This window comes from Pseudomonas sp. FW305-7, from assembly GCF_058786735.1.
In genome coordinates this window covers 41578-62045 of sequence record NZ_JBYSZA010000034.1, presented here as the reverse complement: position 1 = coordinate 62045, position 20468 = coordinate 41578, and the positions used below count along the sequence as shown (strand labels likewise).

Below are 20468 nucleotides of genomic sequence, written 5' to 3'. Positions count from 1 at the left end.
GCCACCACCGCCGCCATAGTTGGCGCCCGTGACGCCACCACCACCGCCGCCACCCGCCGCCGCGTTACCGGTGACCGAGACATTTTTCAGCGTGAGGACTCCGGCGTTGAAAATCCCGCCACCCATGGCGCCGGTCGCGCCGTAGCCACCATTGCCACCGTTGCCGGAGACCAGTCCCCGGGTGATCACCAGACCATCGAGTGTCACAGTGCTGGCCGAGGTGACTTCCACGACGCGGGTTTTGTACTGACCATCGAGGGTCACGTCCGCCACGCCGTCGTTGTTCAGGTCGCCATCGACAGTGATGCTCTTGTTGATCAGCAGTTCAGAGGTGAGTTGCACGGTCATGCCGGAGCTGAACGTGACGATATCGCCGTTCTGCGCCGACGCCAGGGCTGCCCGCAGCGAGCCGACGCCGGTGTTCGCATTGTTGGTGGCGGTCCACGTGGCCAGGCCCCACTGATATTCACTCATGGCCTTGGTCGACAGCACGTTGGCGCTTTCGATGGTGCCGGTGGCGATTTCCAGATCCCAATCGCCGCCCACACCGGTACGGTTGTTCGAAGCCGCCACATCACGGCCGGTCAGCTGTGCCAGAGAATCGACGAAGCTCAAGCCGCGATCGCCTTCAGCGGTGTAGCAGCCGTAGATCAGGATGTCGCCGCCGGCATTCATGTCCTTGCCGATTTCACCGAGGATCGCGCTACGTTGCGCGACGTTGTCGGCAGACAGATAGCTGTTGCCCAGCCACAGGTCGCCGGCATTGCCGTGAGCAATGATCTGCACCGAACTGACGCCCTGATGCTGACTGAGGTAATCGGCGATCTGCTGCAAACCGTCCTTGCTCGCATCGAGCTTGACCACTTGCGCGCCGGGCGCGACACCTTTGAGCAGGCTGTCGGCATCCTTGACCCGCGAATCGACGAACACCACGCTCTGGCCTGGCACTGCGAGAGGGCTGACGGCCGGGGTGGCGTCGGCCTGCCCGTGGGTGTCCTTGCTGACCGTCGGGTGATCGGCGGTGGGCGTCTTGGCCGCGTCCGCCGTGGGGTGGCTATCGGCTTGGGCTGCGGTGTCGGCCACAGTGGCGGCGACAGCGCCGTCGAACAGCATGCGCGGTTCCAGCGGCATGATCATCGGCGCCGCCAGCGTGCGTTGGCCTGCGGTTCCCTGCGCTTGCTTCTTGCTCCACCACATGTTGCTCACCCGGACTCGAACACAGTTGTTGATGCATCAATGAAAAACGCCGCGATCAACTGATCGCGGCGTCGGACTTCATACGAATGACATTGGCGGCGCTGGCTGAGCCATCGAGCCAGAAGGACAAATCGGCGTATTGCTTGAACAGATCCGGTGGCAGGATGGTGCGCCGCGACTGCAGGGCCACCTTGGTTTTGACCTTGTGCAGGCCAGCCACGCCGAGGGCCTGATCGAATTCCGGGGCGTCATAGGCCAGGTGCTCGAAATCGTGTTCGAACCATGGCTCGCCGATGAACTCGTAGACCAGCCGCAACACCCGTTCCGGGGCCTGGGTCAGCAAGTCATAGTCGATGATCAACAGCGAATCGGCCTGTTCGCCGTAATAGGCTTCCTTGAGCGCCGCCCAGGCGAAACCGACCAGACGATTGCGCTGGGCCAGGGTTTCACAGCGGCTGTAGACGGTGTTGCGCTCGACGGCATCGCCGAACAGCTTGGTGTTTTCATAGGGATTGGCGCGGTACAACCGCTCGAGACTGTCCATGACCCAGGCGACGTTGCGCACGCAAGCGATCACTTTGGCCTTGGGAAACAGGTCGTTCAGCGCCGGCAGCCGCGAGCTCCATTGCCGGTTGGTGTCGAACACCACCGGTTTGTCAGCCTTGTCGGCGTAGAAGGACTCAAACAGTCCGCGCAGTAAACGGCGGCGCATTTGAGTGTCGATGACCGCGCCGAATTCGCTGCCGGCGCTGCATTGTTCGAGGACGCTGGAAAAGAGGGAGCCGACCGGACTGGTCATGCCGGCGTGAAAGCGCGGGTTCTGCAAAAGAATCGCAGAAAGCAGGGTCGAGCCTGAGCGCGGCAAGCCGGAGATAAAGTGGAACTGCTGCAATCCCTTCACCGTAATCAAAAGTCCTTTTGTCCGACAAAGCGTAGTTCAACAAAAACCCTTCGACTAGTAGTGTTTTGATATCAATTCAGAGCAAGAATGACTAAGCAGCCAGTTTTTAATCGCGAATAAAAAGGTGAAACGATTTACTTCGCCCAAGGCTTATTCAGCCGCCGATTTCGTCACGAACAGTCGCGCTTGAACCCCGCCCGCGTGCACCTCGCCACTGGCTTGCCAAGCCTTGGGCAGCGATGGGAACTCGCCCGGATCACCGAAGGTTCCGACCAGCCAGACCCGGTCCTTGCCGGGCAATTCGGCAAGGCTGTCGAGGTAGACGTCAGCGGTTACCAGCGTGCCAAATCCGTACTCGTTCGGCCGCGTCGAATGGCCGTCTGCCGTGGGTGGCGTGTAGAGGCGCACTTGAGCGCCGGTGCGGTCGTAATAGACGTAACTCAGGTACCAGAGCATGTCACTGGTGACAATGCGGTCACCGGGCTGGAAATGCTGATTGACGTAATTCACCACATGGTCGAGCTGATCATTGCTGTCGACCGTGGCGTTGTTGTTCACGCCCACCATTTCCACCGCGATCAACGACACCAGCACCGCCAGCGCGAGCACCCGCACGCGGCTGTACAAACGGTCAATGGCCAGCGCCGCCAGCAGCGGCAGGCCCAGCGCATAAGCGGTCAGATAGCGCTCGATGAACACTGGCGTGATCCACGACACGGCAAACACCAGCACCAGCGGCAGTCCGGTGTAGAGCGCCAGCAGCACACTGCCACGGGACACGCTGCGATCACGCACCACCGCCACCGCCGCCAGCACCAGAAGCGCCAATGGCAGCGCCAGAAAAACCGGCAACGGCAGCTGCTCGCCGTCGTCCTGAATCAGCCATGACCAGACCATCGACGGCAGTGACGACAGCGTGACCGGGTCTTCCCAGCCGACATCACCACCGACTTTCAGTTGCTCCATGTGCTGCATCAGATCGAGCAGATTGGGCAGCCACGGCAGGTACAACGCGACGATCGCCAGATTCGCCAGCCACCAACTGGCACGCTGGATATGCCGGAACCGATAACCGTGCTGCACACGGATCAGCCCCAGATAAACCCAGTGGCACAGCGCCGCCAGCACGGCGAAGTAGTGGGTGTAGAACGCGGCGCTCATCAACAGCGCATAAAACACCAGATAGCGGTGGCGCTGCGGGCGGCGGATCCAGTAGACCAGCGCCAGCGTAGCCGCGATCAACAGCAACCCGAGCAGCGAATACATGCGCACTTCCTGGCTGTAGCGCACCGCCGTCGGCAACAACGCCAGCAGCACGCCGGCGATGATTGCCGCGCGGCGCGTGGCCAGTCGATCCACCAGCCACACGCCGAGGCCGACCGCTGCAATACCGGCCAACGCGCTGAGACAGCGCAGCGCAAAAATGCCGTCGCCGAACAGTTCGATCCAGCCATGCAGCAACATGAAATACAGCGGCGGATGCACATCGAACGCCGCGTGCTGCCAGATTCCGGCCAGCGAGTAACGCGCCAGCAGCAGGCTGGAGCCCTCGTCGCCCCAGATCGCCGCCGCCGTCAGGTCGTAAAAACGCACCGCCGCCGCCAGCAGCAGGATCGGCAGCAACCAGAGTTCCCTGCCCCAGCGGATCAAAGGCAAACTGCCAAACCCCGATCCCGGTGTCGCGTGCGGGTCCTGTGTGTCGCCTACCGGTGTGACTCTGTTTACCACCATCGTTGCCTCTTCGCCGCGCCGCAAGACCACGCACCCATGAGTCGAAACCTGCCCGTCACTGTAGGTCAGCCACGGGACCACCGTCGATGCCGGTTTGCGCTTTCACGACATCCGGCAACCTTGCCAATCCGCGTCTACGCTCTGGCGTGGCGAGACCTGGCCATGGCAGGTGAAGGCATCGGCACTGCCCGAATCCACGATTGGCCCGCCGACCACCAATCAAAAGGATGAGGATCTTATGGACGTTTACATGGGCACTGTTCTGACGTTTGCCTTCAACTACGCGCCCAGTGGATGGGCGCAGTGCAACGGGCAGTTGATGAACCTTTCGCAATACCAGGCGTTGTTTGCACTGCTGGGCACCACCTATGGCGGTAATGGTGTCCAGACCTTCGGACTCCCCAACCTGCAAAGCCGAATGCCGATCTGCCAGGGCAACGGCCCGGGCCTGACGCCGCGGGTGATGGGTGAAATCTCCGGCGCCGAACAAGTCACCGCGACCCTCAACAATCTGCCGAACCACACCCACACACTGGCGGGCCTCACCGCCAATACCACCGTGCAACTGGCCAACCCGGCGAGCAACCCGGTGGGCACGCCGACGGCGACCAATTCATACATGGGTGCTTCGGGCACCGGCCCGGGACTGGCCAATATCTACTCCGACGCGCAAGGCGCCTCCGCCATTCCCCTCAAAGGCGCATCGACCACCATCAGCGGCACGATCAGCCCCACCGGCAACGGCTTGCCGATGGCGATCATGAACCCGTATCTGGTGCTCAACTTCAGCATCGCCCTGCAGGGCATTTTTCCTTCGCGCAACTGACCGATCGCCGGGGGAGCCTTCTCCCCCGGCCTCCCAACTGCTGGAGCGAGACCATGCTGCAAACGGTTAAAAGCGAACATTTCGAGGCGCTGCTGGGCCGTGTCGGCACCCTGCAATTGCCCGATGGCAGTGCGCTGCAAATCCACATCGGGGAACTCGAAGAAAACCCGCTGGCGAAAATGCGCTACAGCGAGCGCATGCCGTTCTGCGTTCAATTAAACAGTCTGGAGCCGACTGAGTTTGTTGACGGCTTATGTGCCCTGGAGCTACCGGAACTGGGGCGGGTCGAAGGTATCTTCGTCTCACGGGTGCCACCGATGGGCCGGGACCCGGCGCTGGCTTACTTTCACGTCACCTTTAACTGACTCGTTTGCGTACGGGTTACTGGGGATACCAGACCAGACGTTCGGCGGCGGGATTGCTTTCTTCAACGGCAAAACCCAACGCCAGATAATGTCGGCGCGCGTGGGGATTGTTGGTCCAGACCACCGTCGCCACCGGGCAGCGAAGCTGTTGCGCGGCTTTCTGCACACCTTGCAGCACGGCGCGGCCAAAACCCTGGCCGCGCGCCTGCGGGATAAAGGCCAGATACAGCACGCGAATCTCGTTGGCGCCGAAATCGGTACTCAGCGCGCCGATGGCCGTGCCGAGCTTTTCCACCACGTAGTGCATGGCATTCGGGTAGTTGTCGCCCATACCCTGCTCCTGCACCTGAAACTGCTGGGCGACCACTTGTTGCACCCGTTCCTGCTCGCCGTCGATCCATTGCAGATCCGGCCGCGCCGTCTGATACAGGCTTTGCAGAAACGGCCCGTCCGTTGCCCGCGAAGGCCGCACCACCAACCCCTCAGCCGCCACTGCTGCGTTATCCGTCATCGCCACTCTCCGTTAGAAACCGCTTTCCCTGACCCCCAGCGCCGCCATCCGCCGCCACGCGACGCCCAACAATGACTCGCCGCTGCCCCGTAAAACCACCACACCGCGCAACGGTTGCAGCGGTGTCGCTGCTGTATCGAGCGCACTCAATCGCACGCCGTATTGCGCCTGCACGGGTTCCGCGCGTTGCTGTTGATCGCGGCGCACGGCAATCGGCCCGTGGTGATCGGAGGTCAATGCCTCCTGATCGACGTAAGCCACGCCGTTGGTGTCGATTTCATTCAGTTGCACGGCGAGCGCCGGGTGCATCGGGTCATCAGCGATGAAGCGGCCACTGGCGCCGGGCTTGACCCGCCACAACTCGGCTTCGGCCAGATAGCCGCGCAGGCGTGCGCCATCCTCGACGACCCGGGCCAATGCGTCCTTGGTCGACAGCCAGCGGCCAACCGTGAGGTTCGGCAGTAAATCCCGCACGCTGCCGGCATGCGGTGCGCGTAGCAGCAAGCGCTCGCGCTGGGCCGTCAGGCCTCGATACTCGGCGACGGCTTCGGCCAGCCGTTGCTCGACGATGCCGGCATCGGCGGCGGTTTCACTGCGACCGGCCTGACGCCGCATCAGCAACTGCTGGATCTGGATCTCGCGGCGGACAATTGCCAGTCGCGACTCAAGGTCCGGCGATTCAAGTTCGATCAGTACATCGCCCTGCGCGACTGTTGCACCGTCCTGCACTTTCACCGCTTTGACCCGCGCCGCGGTCGGCGCATGCAAGGCGCTGGCGCGCCCGGCCTCAAGCATCGTCGGCAATTCCACCGAGCTGCGCCACGGCACGATCAGCACCAGCAACAGCGCGAGTACCGCCAGACTGCTGAGCAACACCCGCGGACCATGCGCCTGCTCGCGGCGGGTCCACCACTGGCGCCACTCACGCATGATCGGCAAAAAGATGAACCACACCAGTTCCACCAGCATCAGGAAAATCCCCAACACCTTGAAGAACAGGTGATAGACCGCCAGCGCGATCCCGAAAAACAACGCCGCACGCCACAACCACGAGCCATACCCCCAGATCAGCAAACGCCGTTGCATCTTCGGCGACCAAGGCTCCGGCGCGGGTGCGCCATAGCCGAACAAGAACTCGCGCAAGCGCCAGCGACACAAGGCAAACGCGCGGCCCTGAAGGTTGTCGACTTCCCAGAAATCACTGATCAGAAAATAACCGTCAAAGCGCATGAACGGATTGAGATTGACCACCAGCGTGGTGATCCATGTTGCGCTGGCGAGCATGAACGCCGCCGTACGCCCCGGGCCATCGGGCATCAGCGACCACACCAGCAAGGCGACACACGCCAGCAGCAGCTCGGCCAGCACGCCGCCCGCCCCGATCAGCAACCGGGCGCGACGATCATTGACCCGCCAGGCATCACTGACATCGGTGTAGAACATCGGCAGCAGCACCATGAACGCCACGCCCATACTCTGCACCCGGCAACCGGCGCGTTTGGCCATAAACGCATGACCAAACTCGTGACACAGCTTGGCGAAAAACAGCGCCACCCCGAACGCCAGGGCGCCGCCGAGGCTGAACAGGTGCGGGAAGGTGCCAACAAACCGTTGCCAGTCCCGCGAGACCAGAAACACCCCCAGCGCCAACGTTGCCGGCAAACCGTAGCGCAGCAGGCGCGGACCGAAGCGTTCCAGCCACGGCCAGACGCGATTGAGAAACGCGTCCGGGCGCCATAGTGGAATGCGGAAAAACAGATATTGATGCAGCAGGATTTGCCACAGGCTCTGTTTCTGCGCCAAGGCCTTGAGCGGGTAACTGGCGCGTTGCTGATCATCCATGGCGCTGATCAAATCGTGACCGCGCAGAAACTCCAGCAACTGCTCAAGCTCGCCGTCCGCAAGCGGCAGACCCGGTTCGCGATTGGCAGCGCGCAAGACTTGTTCGGCATCGCCCAGCGACCAGTGACGCAACAGGCGCATCGCTGCCGCACCGAGTTTGAAATAGCGACCGCGCACCGGATCGGCCAGCGTCCAGCGCGGCGAGCCGTCCAATGCCGGCGCTGCGGGCGACAATTGCAGGTCGGCACGCAGGCTCGGCAGATGCATTTACAGGCCCACGCTCTGGCGCAGGCCGGCCAGTGGCCGACGCAGCAGGTACAACGCCAAAGGTGCGCGATCGCCGAAGATTTTCGCGGTACCGCGCAGGCCGATGCGCGGTGGGGCATCGGCGAAATTGGCGTCCAAGCGGTACGCAAGTTGCCCGCCGGCGGTCGGTTGCGCCTCGTAGGCCGAGCGCTCCAGCGTGGCGAGGTGGCGCTTCAGCGGATCACTGTCGAGAAACAGCGAGACTTCGGCGCCAGGGTCCAGCGCGATCGCATCGCCCACCGCCAGTTCGATGCGCAGTTCAGCCTGGTTCGGATCGGCGATTTCCATCAACCGCTCGCCGGTCTGCACCGGTTTGCCGGTCAAGCGCTCGGCATCGGCAAACACTGCGATGCCGTCGCGTTCGGCACGCACTTCACTGCGCTTGAGCAACTCGCGGGCGTAGTCGCGTTCGGCGCGTTTCTGCTCGGCGCGGGCGTCGAGCAAATCGACCCGCGAGCTCGATTCGGCATCGGCAAACGAGCGCTGGGAATTGGATTTCAGTTCCGCCTCGGCCACGCCCAATGCGCGTTCAGCGACATCGGCCTGGGCCCTGAGCGTGGTGTTTTCAAACCGCAGCAAGACGTCGCCGGTTTTTACCGTCTGATTGGGTTTGACCAGAAATTCGGCGATCACCCCGTCCAGCGGCGCTGCCACCACGCGCCCGCCCAGCGGCACCACTTCGGCCGGCGCCAGCACCGACTGGCGCACCGGGATCAGCAGTCCGAGCAATACGACGGCGACCAGCGCCACCTGCCGTTTGCGTGTCCAGCGCAGTCGCCACGGTTTGCGTGGTTGCAGCGCCAGCCAGGCATGGCTGTAGGTATCGCCCAATTGCGATAACAGCACTTGTTCGGAGGGATTCCACGGCACATCGCGGGCCAGCCATAAACCGCCGAAGACCTGACCGTCGCGATCAATCAACGGCAGCCAGAACACCTGCGCGGCAGACAGGCTGCGCCAATCGGCCTGGATCGAGTCGCTGACCATTTCTGGCGTAATCACCCGTGCCTGTTTCAACACGTCCTGCTTGAACAGCTGTGCCACGGCTTGCTCGACAAACGCCACGAACGGCGCGTTCGGCTCCACCGCGCTGACGCCCGTCACCGCTTGCACCTTGCCGGCGATCAACAGCGCCGCATGGCGAAAACCGAACAGCGACTGGCCGTCATTGACCAGGCTGTAGGCCAGTTGCGACGCATCACGGGCGGCGCGAGTCTGGCGTTCGAGGTCGAGAAACCGCGCGAACACCTGCTCGGCGGCGCCGCTCACCGGCGCGTTCACTTAAGCTCCGGGAAACGCGCCGTGCCGCTCATGCCGGCCAGCAAGCCTTTGGCTTCGGGAAGTGTTGCGACTAGCAACAGTGTCTGACTGCCCTCATCGATTCGCGCGCCCAGGCGTTTAACCGTAGCATCGATCGGCTGGCCGGTTTCATCAGGGACGAAGCTGAAGGTCTGGCCGGGCTTGAGCCGAGCCATCCAGCGCGACGGCACCAGCAGATGAATTTCCAGGGTGCGGTTATCGACGACATCGAGCAGCGGCGCGCCGGCCGGTACGCTTTCGTAGCGCTGAACCTTGCGCTCCACCACTTGCCCATCGAACGGCGCGATCACGCTGCAGCGTTTGACCTGCACCTGATAAACCTGAGATTGCGCCTGGGTCTCGCTGACCTTGGCCTCGGCCCGCGCCACTTCGAAGCGGCCAACAGAATTGAGCGCGGCCAGTTGCTTGTTGTGCGCCAGCTCTTCACCGGCACCACGATTGGCGGCCTGCGCGGCATTGAGCTGGGCCTGATAGGCCGAGCAATCGAATCGCGCCAGGGTGTCGCCCTTCTTGAACGACTCGCCCTCGCTGAACGGCAACTCGACAATCCGCCCCGACAACTCACTGGCCAGCGTCGCCTGATCGCGAGCGCGCAACACACCCCGCGCCTCAGTGCTCGCGGCAACTGCGCCAGTCGCTGCGCTATCCAGCAGCGGATCGTCTGGCCCGGGCGTTTGCGCCTGAACTGTGCACGTTAAGAAGGTCAATCCGATAACCCAACCACGACAACGCGACATAACCGCTACTCCCTGACGGATGTGCGGAGTCTACGACAGCGGGGGTTAGCGTCAAGCGAAAGGCCATCACTCCATGGAAATGTAATGTTTCAAAAGAGAGGGCTGCTCCATAGTTGTTTAAAAAAGGTAGGCAAACCTCCGACTTCCTACATGAGTTGAGGACACTACCAATTGCTCATTACGAAAATGGTGATAGACAAGCTACCTACGAGAATAAACGCAGGCCAAATGTACCTTTCTCTGCAACAACCTCTAATACAGAAGCCCTTAAATGGCTTGACCCCGGTTGGTATTAGCAACCAAAACTGGCGAGCCGGTGCTGGAGGTAAACCAGCGGAGTGAGCCTGCAATTATTTGGTGGTTGACCTGCATGACGCGCTCAATCTAGGATTGCCTTACTCAACCCCGTACGTAGCGATTCAGTTCGCTGGCAGTTGGGGATGAAAAAACCGGCCTAGGCCGGTTTTTTCGTTTCTGAGGATTTTTTGTGCGTACCGCATTTTTCGTTGATGGCTACAACCTGTTTTACGGCTTGCTCGCTGGTACACCCTATAAATGGCTGAACCTGCACAGCCTGCTGACGCACATAGCCTTCATCGAAAACCCTCAAAGCTCAATCGTATCGATTGACTATTTCACTTCTCCAATCAAACCCCAGTTGGCAACCCGTGGCCGCGTTTCCAAAGAGGCTCAGGATGCATACGTGAGGGCTTTGCGTGCCAGCAAGGTCGCCGTGCATTTCGGAAGACATCAATTAGAGCCAGCCAAAGCGCCAAGGTTTGTAGATAAAAACACCCACGCGTCACGTCAGGACAAAGTCGATATCTGGAAGCTGGAAGAAAAAGAAACCGATGTTCATATAGCAATCAGCATGTATCGCACTGCGAGCCGACAAACAATGCTCGAAGGTGCCGAGAGTATTGATCAGATCATTCTGGTTTCCAGTGATACCGATATGACCCCTGCACTGAAGGCGCTTCGAACAGATTTTCCCGCCCTGATCATTGGAGTGATCCTTCCTTATCGGACGGGTTCCGTTCGCCCTCCTCCAGGTTCTTTGAAAGATAACTCGCACTGGTTGAGACGCGTTATTTCCAATGAAGAACTGCGACTTCATCAATTTCCAAACCGTGTGGCTACGCACAAAAAACCAGTGATCAAACCGGATTATTGGTAACCATTTTATCGATTGGATAAACAGACTCCCAACCCCCACCCAACGCCCGGTACAAGCCAACCATCGCCAGCGAAACCCCGGTCGAACTCTCCACCCACTGTTCCTGCGTCGCCAGCAACGCGCCTTGCACGGTGAGGACGTTGACGAAGTCGACCACGCCTTCGACGTATTGCTGTTGCGCGGTGCGCAGGGCGATCTGGTTCTGGCGTACGGCTTCGGCGAGGCTGCCTGCGCGGCGCTGGCTGGCGTTGTAGGCGGTCAGTTGATCGTCGATTTCATGCCAGGCGCGCAGCACGGTTTGCTGGTAGCCGATGGCGGCTTCCTGTTGCTGGGCTTCGCGCAGTTGCAGCATGCCGCGCAGGCGGCCGCCGTCGAACAGTGGCAAGCTGAATTGCGGGCCGATGCCGAAAGCACGCGCCCCCCACGAGCCGAAATCACTGAGTTGCATGGCTTGCGAACTGAGGTTGCCGGACAGGGTGATGCGCGGATAGAAATCCCCCTTGGCCACGCCGATGTTGGCGGTCGCCGCGTGCAGGCGCGCCTCAGCCTGGCGGATGTCCGGACGCCGTTCCGCCAGTTGCGACGGCAGGCCGATAGCAACTTGCAGCGGCGACTGCGGCACTGCGGCGTCTGTGGATAACTGTTTGGCCAAGGCCTGCGGTGGCTCGCCCATCAACAGGCTGATCGCGTTGATCAGCTGTGCTTGCCGTTGTTCCAGCGCAGGCAATCGCGACTCGATGGCGGCGACTTGCGCGGCGGCTTCGGCGACGTCGAGATCGGTCGCCACGCCGTCGTTCAGACGCAATTGCGAGAGTTTCAGGCTGTGCCGCGCCACGTCGAGGTTTTGCTCGGTGACGGCGCGGGTGTTCTGCACGCCACGCAACTGAATGTAGTTTTGCGCGGTGTCGGCAAGCACTGCCAGCAGCACACCGCGACGGTCGTTTTCGGCGACTTCGAGGTTAGCGTCGGCGGCTTCGGTTTCGCGGCGCACACGGCCCCAGAAATCCAGCTCCCAGGACGCAGAGAAACCGCCGTCCCACAGGTTGAACGCGGAATCGCCATTGTGCCCGGAGGGGTCGTTCAGGCCTTTGCCGCTGTTGCGTTCGCGGGCGTAGCTGCCGGTAGCGGCGGTGCTCGGGTAGCGGTCGGCGCTGATCACCTGGCGTGCAGCGCGACTTTGTTGCAAGCGGCTGCTGGCCAGTTGCAGGTCGAGGTTGCTGCGCACGGCGCGTTGAGTCAGGGCCGAAAGTTGCGGGTCGTTGAAGACTTCCCACCAGCGTTCATTCAGGGGTTCGCTGACGGCTTGGCTTGGGGCGGATTTGCTCGGGTTGGCCCAGTCGGCTATTTGTGTGGCTTCGGGTTTCTGGAAGTCGGGGCCGACGGTACAGGCGGTGAGGCTTGCCATGAGCAAGGCACTCAAGGTGAGTGGCTGCAAATGGCCTAATCGCTGGCAAGCCAGCTCCCACAGGGATTGCGCAGGTTGACCGAATTGTTTCGTCCCAACGGTGGACCTTGTGGGAGCTGGCTTGCCAGCGATGGCGTCAGTCGATTCAACACTTTTCATCGCTGAGTCACCTCACGCACCGACGTCGCCGAACTGCGGGTATCGATACTCGCCTCCACCGACATCCCCACCCGCAAACGCTCGGCCAGCGGCTGACCCGGCGTCAGCACAATCTTCACCGGAATCCGCTGCACCACCTTGGTGAAGTTGCCGGTGGCGTTATCCGGCTTCACCGCCGCAAAGGTCACTCCAGTCGCCGGAGCAATACTTTCGACGCGACCGTTCAGGGCCTCGCCGCCGAGGCTGTCGACGCGCACTTGCACTTGCTGCCCTGGCTGCACGTCCGTCAGTTGGGTTTCCTGAAAATTGCCGACCACGTAGGCCTGCTTCAATGGCACCACCGCCAGCAGCTTGCTGCCCGGCGTCACATACGCACCGACCCGCACCGCACGCTCGCCGACCATACCGTCCTGCGGCGCAGTGATGCGCGTGTAAGAGAGTTCGAAACTGGCGATTTCCAGCGCGGCCTGGGCGTGTTTCAACGTGCCTTCAGCGGCATCACGCTGGGCAGTGAGAATGTCGACCTGCTTGCGCTCGGCCGCCAGTTTCGCCGTGGCCGTGTCGAGACGTGCCGTGGCCTGATCGATACGCGTGCGCGCCTGTTGCGCGTTCTGCACGGTACCGGCACCCACGCCGGCGAGATGGTTGTAGCGGTTCAGCTCCTGTTGGGCGAAGGCCATTTCGGCCTTGGCCGACACCACCGAAGCCTGCGCCTGCGCGATCACCGAAGCCTGGCGCTCCAGCGTTGCCTTGGCATTTTGCAGTTGTGCCCTCGCAACCAGCGTTTGTGCATCGGCGGCTTCAGCGGCGGCACGTAGATCTCGATCATCGATCAGCGCCAGCAACTGCCCGGCCTTCACTTGCTGGTTATCCTCCACCAGCACTTCCTTGATGAATCCGGCCACACGCGGCACCACCAAAGTGAAATCAGCGGAAACGAACGCATCATTGGTGTTTTGCTGAGTACGTTTGCCAAACAGGCCCGGCACTGCCAGATACAGCAGCACACCTACCGCCAGTGCAGCCGCCACGGCGACCGCGAGTTTTTGCTTTGCTTGATTCGTCATAAAAACCTTCATTGTTCAGTACCGCAATCAGGTCGGCGCGCGCGGCGGAAAGATCCGCGTCGGCAGCCAGAAAATCAGCAGGATCAGCGCCACTGCGACGCCAGCCATGCACAGATAAAGATCGGAAGAAGTCAGCACCACGGCCTGTTCATGCAGGCGATGGGCAAGGCCCGGATCGCTGTGATCGGCCAGTGGCGAGTTGCCGAGGCTGTCGACCAACATGGTCGAGTGAAAATGCAGACGGGCCGTGGTCAGCGCCTCGATCACCCCGGTTGCCACCACCGCCGCGAGGCCTTTCACGCTGTTGAACCACGCCGAGGCGAACGGTCCATCCACTGGCTGGATGCTGCCGGTCGAAAGCATCAATAGCGGCAACACTGACATCGGCTGGCCGAAGATCTGCAGCCATTGCAGAACGTAGAAATTGTCGCGAATCCACTCCGAGGTCAGCAGCGATCCGCCGAGACAGGACAGCGTCAGCATGCTCAAACCGACCCCCAGCACCCAGCGACAATCGACCCAACGCAGGTTGCACAGCGCCGCCACCAGCGGCAGCGCGATCAACTGCGGCAGCGCCGCAATCAGCATGATCGGTGCGGTCTGCACCGGGCGATAACCCTGTACTTGCGCCAGATAGCTCGACGGAATCAACACCACCGCCTGCAACACCACCAACACCCCGGCCAGAGTCATCAGCGCGAACGACAGGTTGCGGATACCGAGCATCTGCAACTTGAAAAACGGAACCGGCTGCGACCACTCGTTGATCAGAAACGCCACCAGCAGCAGCGATCCCGAACCGAGCAACGCGCAGATCAGGTTCGACTCGAACCAGTCCAGCCGATTGCCTTGCAACAGGCCGATCACCAGCATGCAGATCGCCGGAAACCCCAGCAGCAGGCCTTTCCAGTTGAACGCTTTGAGGCGCTCAAGGCGCAGCGGATCCTGCGGGATGCCGTAAGCGACCATGATCATGGCGATCAGGCACGGCACGATGATTTGCCAGAACGTCCATTGCCAACCGACATATTCGGTCCACAACCCGGCCAGCGGCGTGCCGAGCCCCGGACCAAAGGTTGCGGTGAGCGCGTAACCGGCCAGGCCATAAAGTTTGAAGTTGGGCGGCAGAAAGCGCAGGGCGACGGTCATCAGCATCGGCGGCAACGCACCACCGGCCAGGCCTTGCAGAATGCGCATCAGCAGCAGGCTTTCGTAGTTCGGGGCGAATGGGCAGAGCACGCCGAGCAGCGTGAACAGACTGATCGCGCAGAGGGTGAAACGGCGCAGCGAAAAGGTCACCGAACACCACGGCGCAAACGCCATGGCCGCCACTGAGGTGGCGGTGTAACTGGCGACCAGCCAGGTGCCTTCGTCGTAGCCGATGTTCAGCGCGCCGCGAATATCGGCCAGGGCGACCTTGGTCACCATCTCGTTGAGGCCCGACACCAGCACCGCCAGCAGCACGCCAACCAGGCCGATGATGATCCGCGCCCCGAACGCCGGTGGCGTCACCGCCGTGGCCGGGCTGGCCGCGGCGATGGGCGCCGTGACCGTCAGGGATGTCATGAAATAACTACTCCGGGGGGAAAAATACCGGAGCATCTTAGTCGGGCTTTGTACTGACGAAAATTGACTTATTGGCAGCTTATAAGTGCGTCAGACGCAATAATTAACCCCTGTAGGAGTGAGCCTGCTCGCGATAGCTCTGTGTCAGTCGACGCATGTATTGAATGACACACCGTCATCGCGAGCAGGCTCACTCCTACAGGGGGGGGTTGTGTGATTTTCGGGATCAGGGCTGGGCAGCCAGCCAGGTTTCGTCGCAGCAAGTCTTCAGGGTTTCGCGCAGCCAGCGGTGCGCCGGGTCCTTGTCGAAGCGCGGGTGCCAGGCCTGGGTCAGCATCATGGTCGGCAACGGGATCGGCAGGTTGAACGAGCGCAGCTTCAATCCCAACCGTCGCACGCTGAGCAGCGCTTCCTTGGGTACCGGCAAAATCAGGTCGGAATCGGGCAAGGCAAACATCGCCGCGTGGAAACTCGGCGCGATCACCGCCACCCGCCGCTCCAGCCCCAACGCATTCAGCGCGGTATCAATCGGGCCGCGGGCAATACCCCGGCGCGACATGCTGATATGGGAAAACCCGGCATAGCGCTCGGCGGTAATTTCGCCGTCGAGCAGCGGATGATCTTCACGCACCAGACCGACGAAATGCGTGGAAAACAGGTTCTGCACTTTGACTTCTGGAGTGACTGGGCGGGTGTTGCTGACACTCAGATCGATACGCCCTTCGCGTAGCGCTTCGTCGTCACCGTCGCCCTCCGGGACGAAGCGCAATTCGCAGTGCGGGGCCTGCTGGTCGAGGGTGTCGAACAGCTTGCCGCCATACACGCCGATAAAAAAGTCGTTGGCGCGGATGCTGAAGCGGCGGCGCAAAGTGCTCAGATCGACGTCGTCCGCCGAGCGAAACAGCAGCGCCGCCTGCTCGACCACATCGCGCACCTGTTCACGCAGCTCCAGGGCCTTGGGCGTTGGCACCAGCCCCCGGCCGGCGCGCACCAGAATCGGATCGCCGATGGCTTCGCGGATGCGCGTCAGGGTGCGGCTCATCGCCGCCGGACTGAGGTTCATCCGCCGTGCAGCGCCGACAACGCTGCCCTCGTCGAGCAGGGCGTCGAGGGCGACCAGAAGGTTCATGTCCGGGAGTTGCATGCTGAGCACTCGTGGCTGATCTGGATTGATCTACACGCAATGCTAGCAAACATCCTTCAAACTCTGCGTTGGGTTATCGGATGCCATCGCTGGCAAGCCAGCTCCCACAGGGATTGCAGGTGTTTACACAATTTATGTTCACCTTGAAAACTGTGGGAGCTGGCTTGCCAGCGATGAGGCCAGTTCAGGCACTGCATGCTCAGCGCTGCATGCCCCAGCGCTTCACCGTGACCCGCTCCAGCGTGTCGAACACCAGATTCTCCACCAGCAAGCCGATCAGGATCACCACGGCCAGCCCGGCAAACACCTTGTCGGTGTACAGCTCATTGCGGTTCTGGAAGATGTACCAACCCAAACCGCCCTTGCCGCTGGTTGCACCGAACACCAACTCAGCCGCGATCAACGTACGCCAGGCAAACGCCCAGCCGATTTTCAGCCCGGCGAGAATCGACGGCAAAGCCGCCGGAATCAGGATGAACAGCACAAAACGCATGCCCTTCAGCCCGTAGTTGCGCCCGGCCATGCGCAGGGTTTCCGACACGCCGAGAAACCCGGCGTAGGTGTTCAGCGCCAGCGCCCACAGCACCGAATGCACCAGCACGAAAATCAGACTGTTCTGCCCCAACCCAAACCACAACAGAGCCAGCGGCAGCAAGGCAATCGCCGGCAGCGGATTGAACATCGAAGTCAGCGTGCTCAGCAGATCCCGTCCAAACTGAGTCGACACCGCCAGTGTGGTCAGGGCAAACGCCAGCACGATACCGATCAGATAGCCCTTGAGCAGCACCACCAAGGATATCCACACCTTGCCCAGCAACTCGCCGCTGAGCAGACCGTCGTACAGCGCATGGCTGGTCTGCACAAAGCTTGGCAGCAGCAAATCGTTGTTCTGCACCCGGGCGACGATTTCCCAGATGACCGCGAGCAAAATCAGAATCAGGCTTTTGCGCAGCCAACCCTGTTGCCACAGCCGCTGGCTCAGCGGTAATTCGCGCTCCACCGGCACGCTGGTCAGCGGCTCGAGCACGGTTTCGAATTCTTCACGTACAGATGATGAATGGCTCATCGGGCTATCCTCCAGGCCGCTCAATAAGCGATGCGAATGTCGTTGAAGTCGTGGTCCAGTTCGGTTTCCGGCGACTGCCCTTCATCGAACAACAGCCGATGAATGCGCCGCGCCGACTCTTGAAACGCTACACCGCCAAGACTTTGCAGGTTGTATTGATGGCTGTGCACTTCGGCCCTCACCCGCCCCGGATGCGGCGACAACAGCAGGATGCGATTGCCGATCACCAGCGCCTCCTCAATCGAGTGGGTGACGAACAGCAAGGTGAAGCGCACTTCTTCCCAGAGCAGCAGCAACTCCTCCTGCATCTTGCGCCGGGTCAGCGCATCCAGTGCGGCGAACGGCTCGTCCATCAGGAGGATTTTCGGCTGCATCGCCAACGCCCGGGCAATCGCCACCCGCGCCTTCATGCCGCCGGACAAGGTATGCGGATAAGCATCGGCGAACGCCGCCAGACCGACCTTTTCCAGATAGTGCAGCGCGCGTTCTTCGGCCTCTTTTTTCTTCAGGGTTTTTGAGGCCAGCAGCGGGAACATCACGTTCTGTTTGACGGTTTTCCACGGTGGCAGTTGATCGAATTCCTGAAACACCACAATCCGGTCCGGCCCCGGCGCGTCGACGCGCTGGCCTAGCAGACGGATCTCGCCGTCGCAGGGCTGGATGAACCCGGCGACGGCCTTGAGCAAAGTGGATTTACCGCAGCCGGACGGGCCGAGCAGCACGAAGCGATCCTGCTGATCGACTTCAAAACTGACCTGGTGAGTCGCCCGCACCACCCGTTGCGGCGTGCGGTATTCGAGACTGACTTGATCGACCGCCAGCAACGCTTGCGTGCTGGCGACCGGGTTGCTGGCCGCGTGGCCTGGCAAAGGGGCGTTCATGTCGGTCAGCTCCCTTGCAGCGGTTTGGCGTCTTGGAAGAAGTAGTCCTTCCACGATTCAGGTTTGTTCTTGATCGCGCCGACGCGGTAGAGGAATTCGGCCAGCGGATAGGTATTTTTCGGCGTGACGCTGAATTCGAACTGCGGGTTGTCGATGATTTTCAGCAGTTCGGCGCGGTCGATCTTGGCTTTGGTCACGCGGATATATGTGTCCGCTGCCGCGCCTTTATCGTTCTGCGCAAATTGCGCCGCTTCGGTCAGGGCCTCGACGAAGGCCTTATAGGTCTTCGGGTTGTCGTTGCGGAATTTCTCGGTGGCGAACAGCACGGTTGGCGAGTTCGGGCCGAGGATGTCGTAGGAGTTGAGCACCACATGCACATTCGGGTTCTGCAGTGCCTGATCCTGGAACGGCGGATTGGAGAAATGTCCGGTCAGCTCGGTACCGCCGGCGATTAGCGCCGCCGTCGCGTCCGGGTGCGGAACCGCGATGGTGTACTTGTCGAGGCGATTGAATTCCTTATCGCCCCATTGCTTGGCCGCCGCGTATTGCAGGAAGCGCGACTGCACCGACACCCCCACCGCCGGCACAGCAATGCGATCCTTCTCGGTGAAATCGGCGATGGTTTTGACCTTGGGATTGTTACTCACCAGGTAGTAAGGGAAGTTGCCCAGCGAGGCCACGGCTTTGACGTTCTGCTTGCCATGGGTGCGATCCCAGATAGTCAGCAACGGGCCGACACCGGCGCCGGCAATGTCAATCGAGCCGGAGAGCAGCGCGTCGTTGACCGCCGCGCCGCCCGAGAGCTGCGTCCAGTCGACCTTGATGTCGAGGCCTTCCTGCTTGCCGTACTTCTCGATCAGGCCCTGATCACGCACCACGTTGAGCAATAAATAGACAATGCCGAACTGTTCGGCGATACGGATTTCACCTTCGGCGTGGGCCACGGTCGGCGCCACCAGGCTGCCGGCGATCAGACTGAAACCGAGGCCAATGGCGGCGGCCAGCGGTGCAAATGGAAGACGTTTGGACATGATCGAATCTCCGGCAAATCAGAAAGGCGCGTCGCCCTGGATGGTGGTGCGATACAGCTTGCGGCGCAGGTGCGCGGGGCAGCCGGCGGCGAGGTGGATCAGCGAACGGTTGTCCCAGAACACCATGTCGTGGGGCTGCCACTGATGGCGGTAGATGTTTTGCGGCAGCACGCTATGGGCGTAGAGCTCGGCGAGCAGTTGTTGGCTTTCGTCTGCCGGCAGGCCGACGATGCGCGTGGTGAAGCCTTCACTGACGAACAAAGCCTTGCGGCCGTTTTCCGGATGGGTACGGACGATCGGGTGCACCACTTCGGCGACCTGGGCCAATTGCTCCGGAGTCAGGGTCGGGCGCCAGTTGCCTTCGAATTTGGTCTCGCTGTAACGCGCGGTGTAGGAATGCGCGGCCGAGCGCCCTTCAACGGCTTTGCGCAGCGCTTCAGGCAGGTTGTCCCAAGCTTTGTGCATGTCGGCGAACAAGGTGTCGCCACCCTCCGAGGGCAGCTCCTGCGCGTGGAGCATCGAGCCGAGGCTTGGCAGCTCTTTATAGGAGAGGTCGGAGTGCCAGAACTTACCGGCATCGCCGAGGCCAATGTTCTGGCCGTTCTCGACGATGTTGGAAACGATGAGAATTTCCGGGTGGTTGACCAGCAGGAACTGCTTGAGCACGTGGATCTGCAACACGCCGAAGCGGCGGCTGAAATCGATCTGCTGTTGCGGGGTGATGCGTTGGTCACGGAACACCACGACGTGATGATCCAGGTGCGCGCGGTGAATGCGGGCGAAGTCCTGGTCGTTGACCGGACGGGTCAGGTCCAGGCCGACGATTTCGGCACCGACGGCACCGCTGAACGGACGAATTTCAAAGGTTTGCGGCGCGGCGGTCGCGGCGCTTGGGGTGGCAGTAGCTGCGGACATCTTTCAATCTCCCACGCACGGCACGCTCACAGGCGCGCTCGTCGATCAGACACTCACGCGGATTGCGTGTTGGTTCAGGTCGTGCGGCGCGCCGATTGGTCGGCAGGTACGCAGGGGAGTGACTTTATAGATATAAGAATTGGAAATTAAATACCGTTAATGAATAACGATATGGCGGTTGGTGAGGAATGGACTGGATGGTGAGTGACGGTTTTTGTCACTTCTGGGCGTAATGTGGCGATTTCACTGATGCCATCGCTGGCAAGCCAGCTCCCACAGGGTTTTCGGTTGGAACACGATTGTGTGCTCGACATCGGAACC

Annotated in this window: 18 protein-coding genes; 3 read left to right on the top strand and 15 right to left on the bottom strand. The window is 61.3% G+C overall.

Going from position 1 to position 20468, the window contains the following annotated elements; genetic code table 11:
• The 3 genes from AC3WMT_RS27415 to AC3WMT_RS27405 form a co-directional block, all read right to left on the bottom strand.
• On the bottom strand, window positions 1-1197 hold a 1197-nt coding region (locus tag AC3WMT_RS27415), incomplete at its 3' end, for a DUF4347 domain-containing protein (protein WP_146041293.1).
• 55 nt (window positions 1198-1252) lie between these two features.
• Window positions 1253-2098, bottom strand: coding sequence for a sulfotransferase family protein (locus AC3WMT_RS27410; RefSeq protein WP_103307300.1), 846 nt, complete (start codon window positions 2096-2098; stop codon window positions 1253-1255).
• Window positions 2099-2248: 150 nt separating this feature from the next.
• A complete protein-coding gene (locus AC3WMT_RS27405) occupies window positions 2249-3829 on the bottom strand; it encodes a glycosyltransferase family 39 protein (protein WP_103307299.1) in 1581 nt (526 codons plus the stop codon).
• A gap of 238 nt (window positions 3830-4067) precedes the next feature.
• Between AC3WMT_RS27405 and AC3WMT_RS27400 the strand changes: the two genes are divergently transcribed.
• Window positions 4068-4655 (top strand): phage tail protein, encoded by a 588-nt coding sequence (locus AC3WMT_RS27400; protein ID WP_103307298.1) that lies wholly within the window; start codon window positions 4068-4070, stop codon window positions 4653-4655.
• Window positions 4656-4708: 53 nt separating this feature from the next.
• Window positions 4709-5020 carry a DUF6916 family protein gene (locus AC3WMT_RS27395; RefSeq protein WP_103307297.1) on the top strand — a complete coding sequence of 104 codons (312 nt, stop codon included), beginning with the start codon at window positions 4709-4711 and terminating at the stop codon, window positions 5018-5020.
• Between the two features lie 16 nt (window positions 5021-5036).
• Here AC3WMT_RS27395 and AC3WMT_RS27390 read toward each other — a convergent pair whose 3' ends face one another.
• From AC3WMT_RS27390 to AC3WMT_RS27375, 4 genes are read right to left on the bottom strand one after another with little or no spacing between them, the layout of a single operon-like run.
• Window positions 5037-5531, bottom strand: a complete 495-nt coding sequence (locus AC3WMT_RS27390; RefSeq protein ID WP_103307296.1) for a GNAT family N-acetyltransferase — start codon at window positions 5529-5531, stop codon at window positions 5037-5039.
• A gap of 12 nt (window positions 5532-5543) precedes the next feature.
• Window positions 5544-7640, bottom strand: coding sequence for a site-2 protease family protein (locus AC3WMT_RS27385; RefSeq protein WP_103307295.1), 2097 nt, complete (start codon window positions 7638-7640; stop codon window positions 5544-5546).
• A complete protein-coding gene (locus AC3WMT_RS27380) occupies window positions 7641-8960 on the bottom strand; it encodes an efflux RND transporter periplasmic adaptor subunit (RefSeq protein ID WP_103307294.1) in 1320 nt (439 codons plus the stop codon). It abuts the gene before it with no gap.
• Window positions 8957-9736, bottom strand: coding sequence for an efflux RND transporter periplasmic adaptor subunit (locus AC3WMT_RS27375; RefSeq protein ID WP_103307293.1), 780 nt, complete (start codon window positions 9734-9736; stop codon window positions 8957-8959). The genes AC3WMT_RS27380 and AC3WMT_RS27375 overlap by 4 nt, the downstream gene beginning before the upstream one ends.
• A gap of 487 nt (window positions 9737-10223) precedes the next feature.
• Here AC3WMT_RS27375 and AC3WMT_RS27370 point away from each other — a divergent pair, with 487 nt between their 5' ends.
• On the top strand, window positions 10224-10913 hold the full coding sequence (locus tag AC3WMT_RS27370; RefSeq protein ID WP_103307292.1) for an NYN domain-containing protein: 690 nt from the start codon (window positions 10224-10226) through the stop codon (window positions 10911-10913).
• Here AC3WMT_RS27370 and AC3WMT_RS27365 read toward each other — a convergent pair.
• The 8 genes from AC3WMT_RS27365 to AC3WMT_RS27330 all read right to left on the bottom strand — a co-directional run bounded on the left by AC3WMT_RS27365 (window position 10894) and on the right by AC3WMT_RS27330 (window position 20147).
• Window positions 10894-12477, bottom strand: coding sequence for an efflux transporter outer membrane subunit (locus tag AC3WMT_RS27365; protein ID WP_177431478.1), 1584 nt, complete (start codon window positions 12475-12477; stop codon window positions 10894-10896). The genes AC3WMT_RS27370 and AC3WMT_RS27365 overlap by 20 nt on opposite strands.
• Window positions 12474-13544 carry an HlyD family secretion protein gene (locus tag AC3WMT_RS27360; protein ID WP_103307290.1) on the bottom strand — a complete coding sequence of 357 codons (1071 nt, stop codon included), beginning with the start codon at window positions 13542-13544 and terminating at the stop codon, window positions 12474-12476. The genes AC3WMT_RS27365 and AC3WMT_RS27360 overlap by 4 nt, the downstream gene beginning before the upstream one ends.
• A 27-nt stretch (window positions 13545-13571) precedes the next feature.
• Window positions 13572-15110: an MFS transporter gene (locus tag AC3WMT_RS27355; protein ID WP_103307289.1), complete on the bottom strand. Its 1539-nt coding sequence runs from the start codon at window positions 15108-15110 to the stop codon at window positions 13572-13574.
• Between the two features lie 226 nt (window positions 15111-15336).
• Window positions 15337-16254 carry a LysR family transcriptional regulator gene (locus AC3WMT_RS27350; protein WP_103307288.1) on the bottom strand — a complete coding sequence of 306 codons (918 nt, stop codon included), beginning with the start codon at window positions 16252-16254 and terminating at the stop codon, window positions 15337-15339.
• Window positions 16255-16453: 199 nt separating this feature from the next.
• A complete protein-coding gene (locus AC3WMT_RS27345; RefSeq protein WP_103307287.1) occupies window positions 16454-17320 on the bottom strand; it encodes an ABC transporter permease in 867 nt (288 codons plus the stop codon).
• A 20-nt stretch (window positions 17321-17340) separates the two neighbouring features.
• Window positions 17341-18201 (bottom strand): ABC transporter ATP-binding protein, encoded by an 861-nt coding sequence (locus AC3WMT_RS27340; protein WP_103307286.1) that lies wholly within the window; start codon window positions 18199-18201, stop codon window positions 17341-17343.
• A gap of 5 nt (window positions 18202-18206) precedes the next feature.
• Window positions 18207-19232, bottom strand: coding sequence for an ABC transporter substrate-binding protein (locus tag AC3WMT_RS27335; RefSeq protein ID WP_098966545.1), 1026 nt, complete (start codon window positions 19230-19232; stop codon window positions 18207-18209).
• An 18-nt stretch (window positions 19233-19250) separates the two neighbouring features.
• On the bottom strand, window positions 19251-20147 hold the full coding sequence (locus AC3WMT_RS27330) for a TauD/TfdA dioxygenase family protein (protein ID WP_103307285.1): 897 nt from the start codon (window positions 20145-20147) through the stop codon (window positions 19251-19253).
• Window positions 20148-20468: the final 321 nt, after the last annotated feature.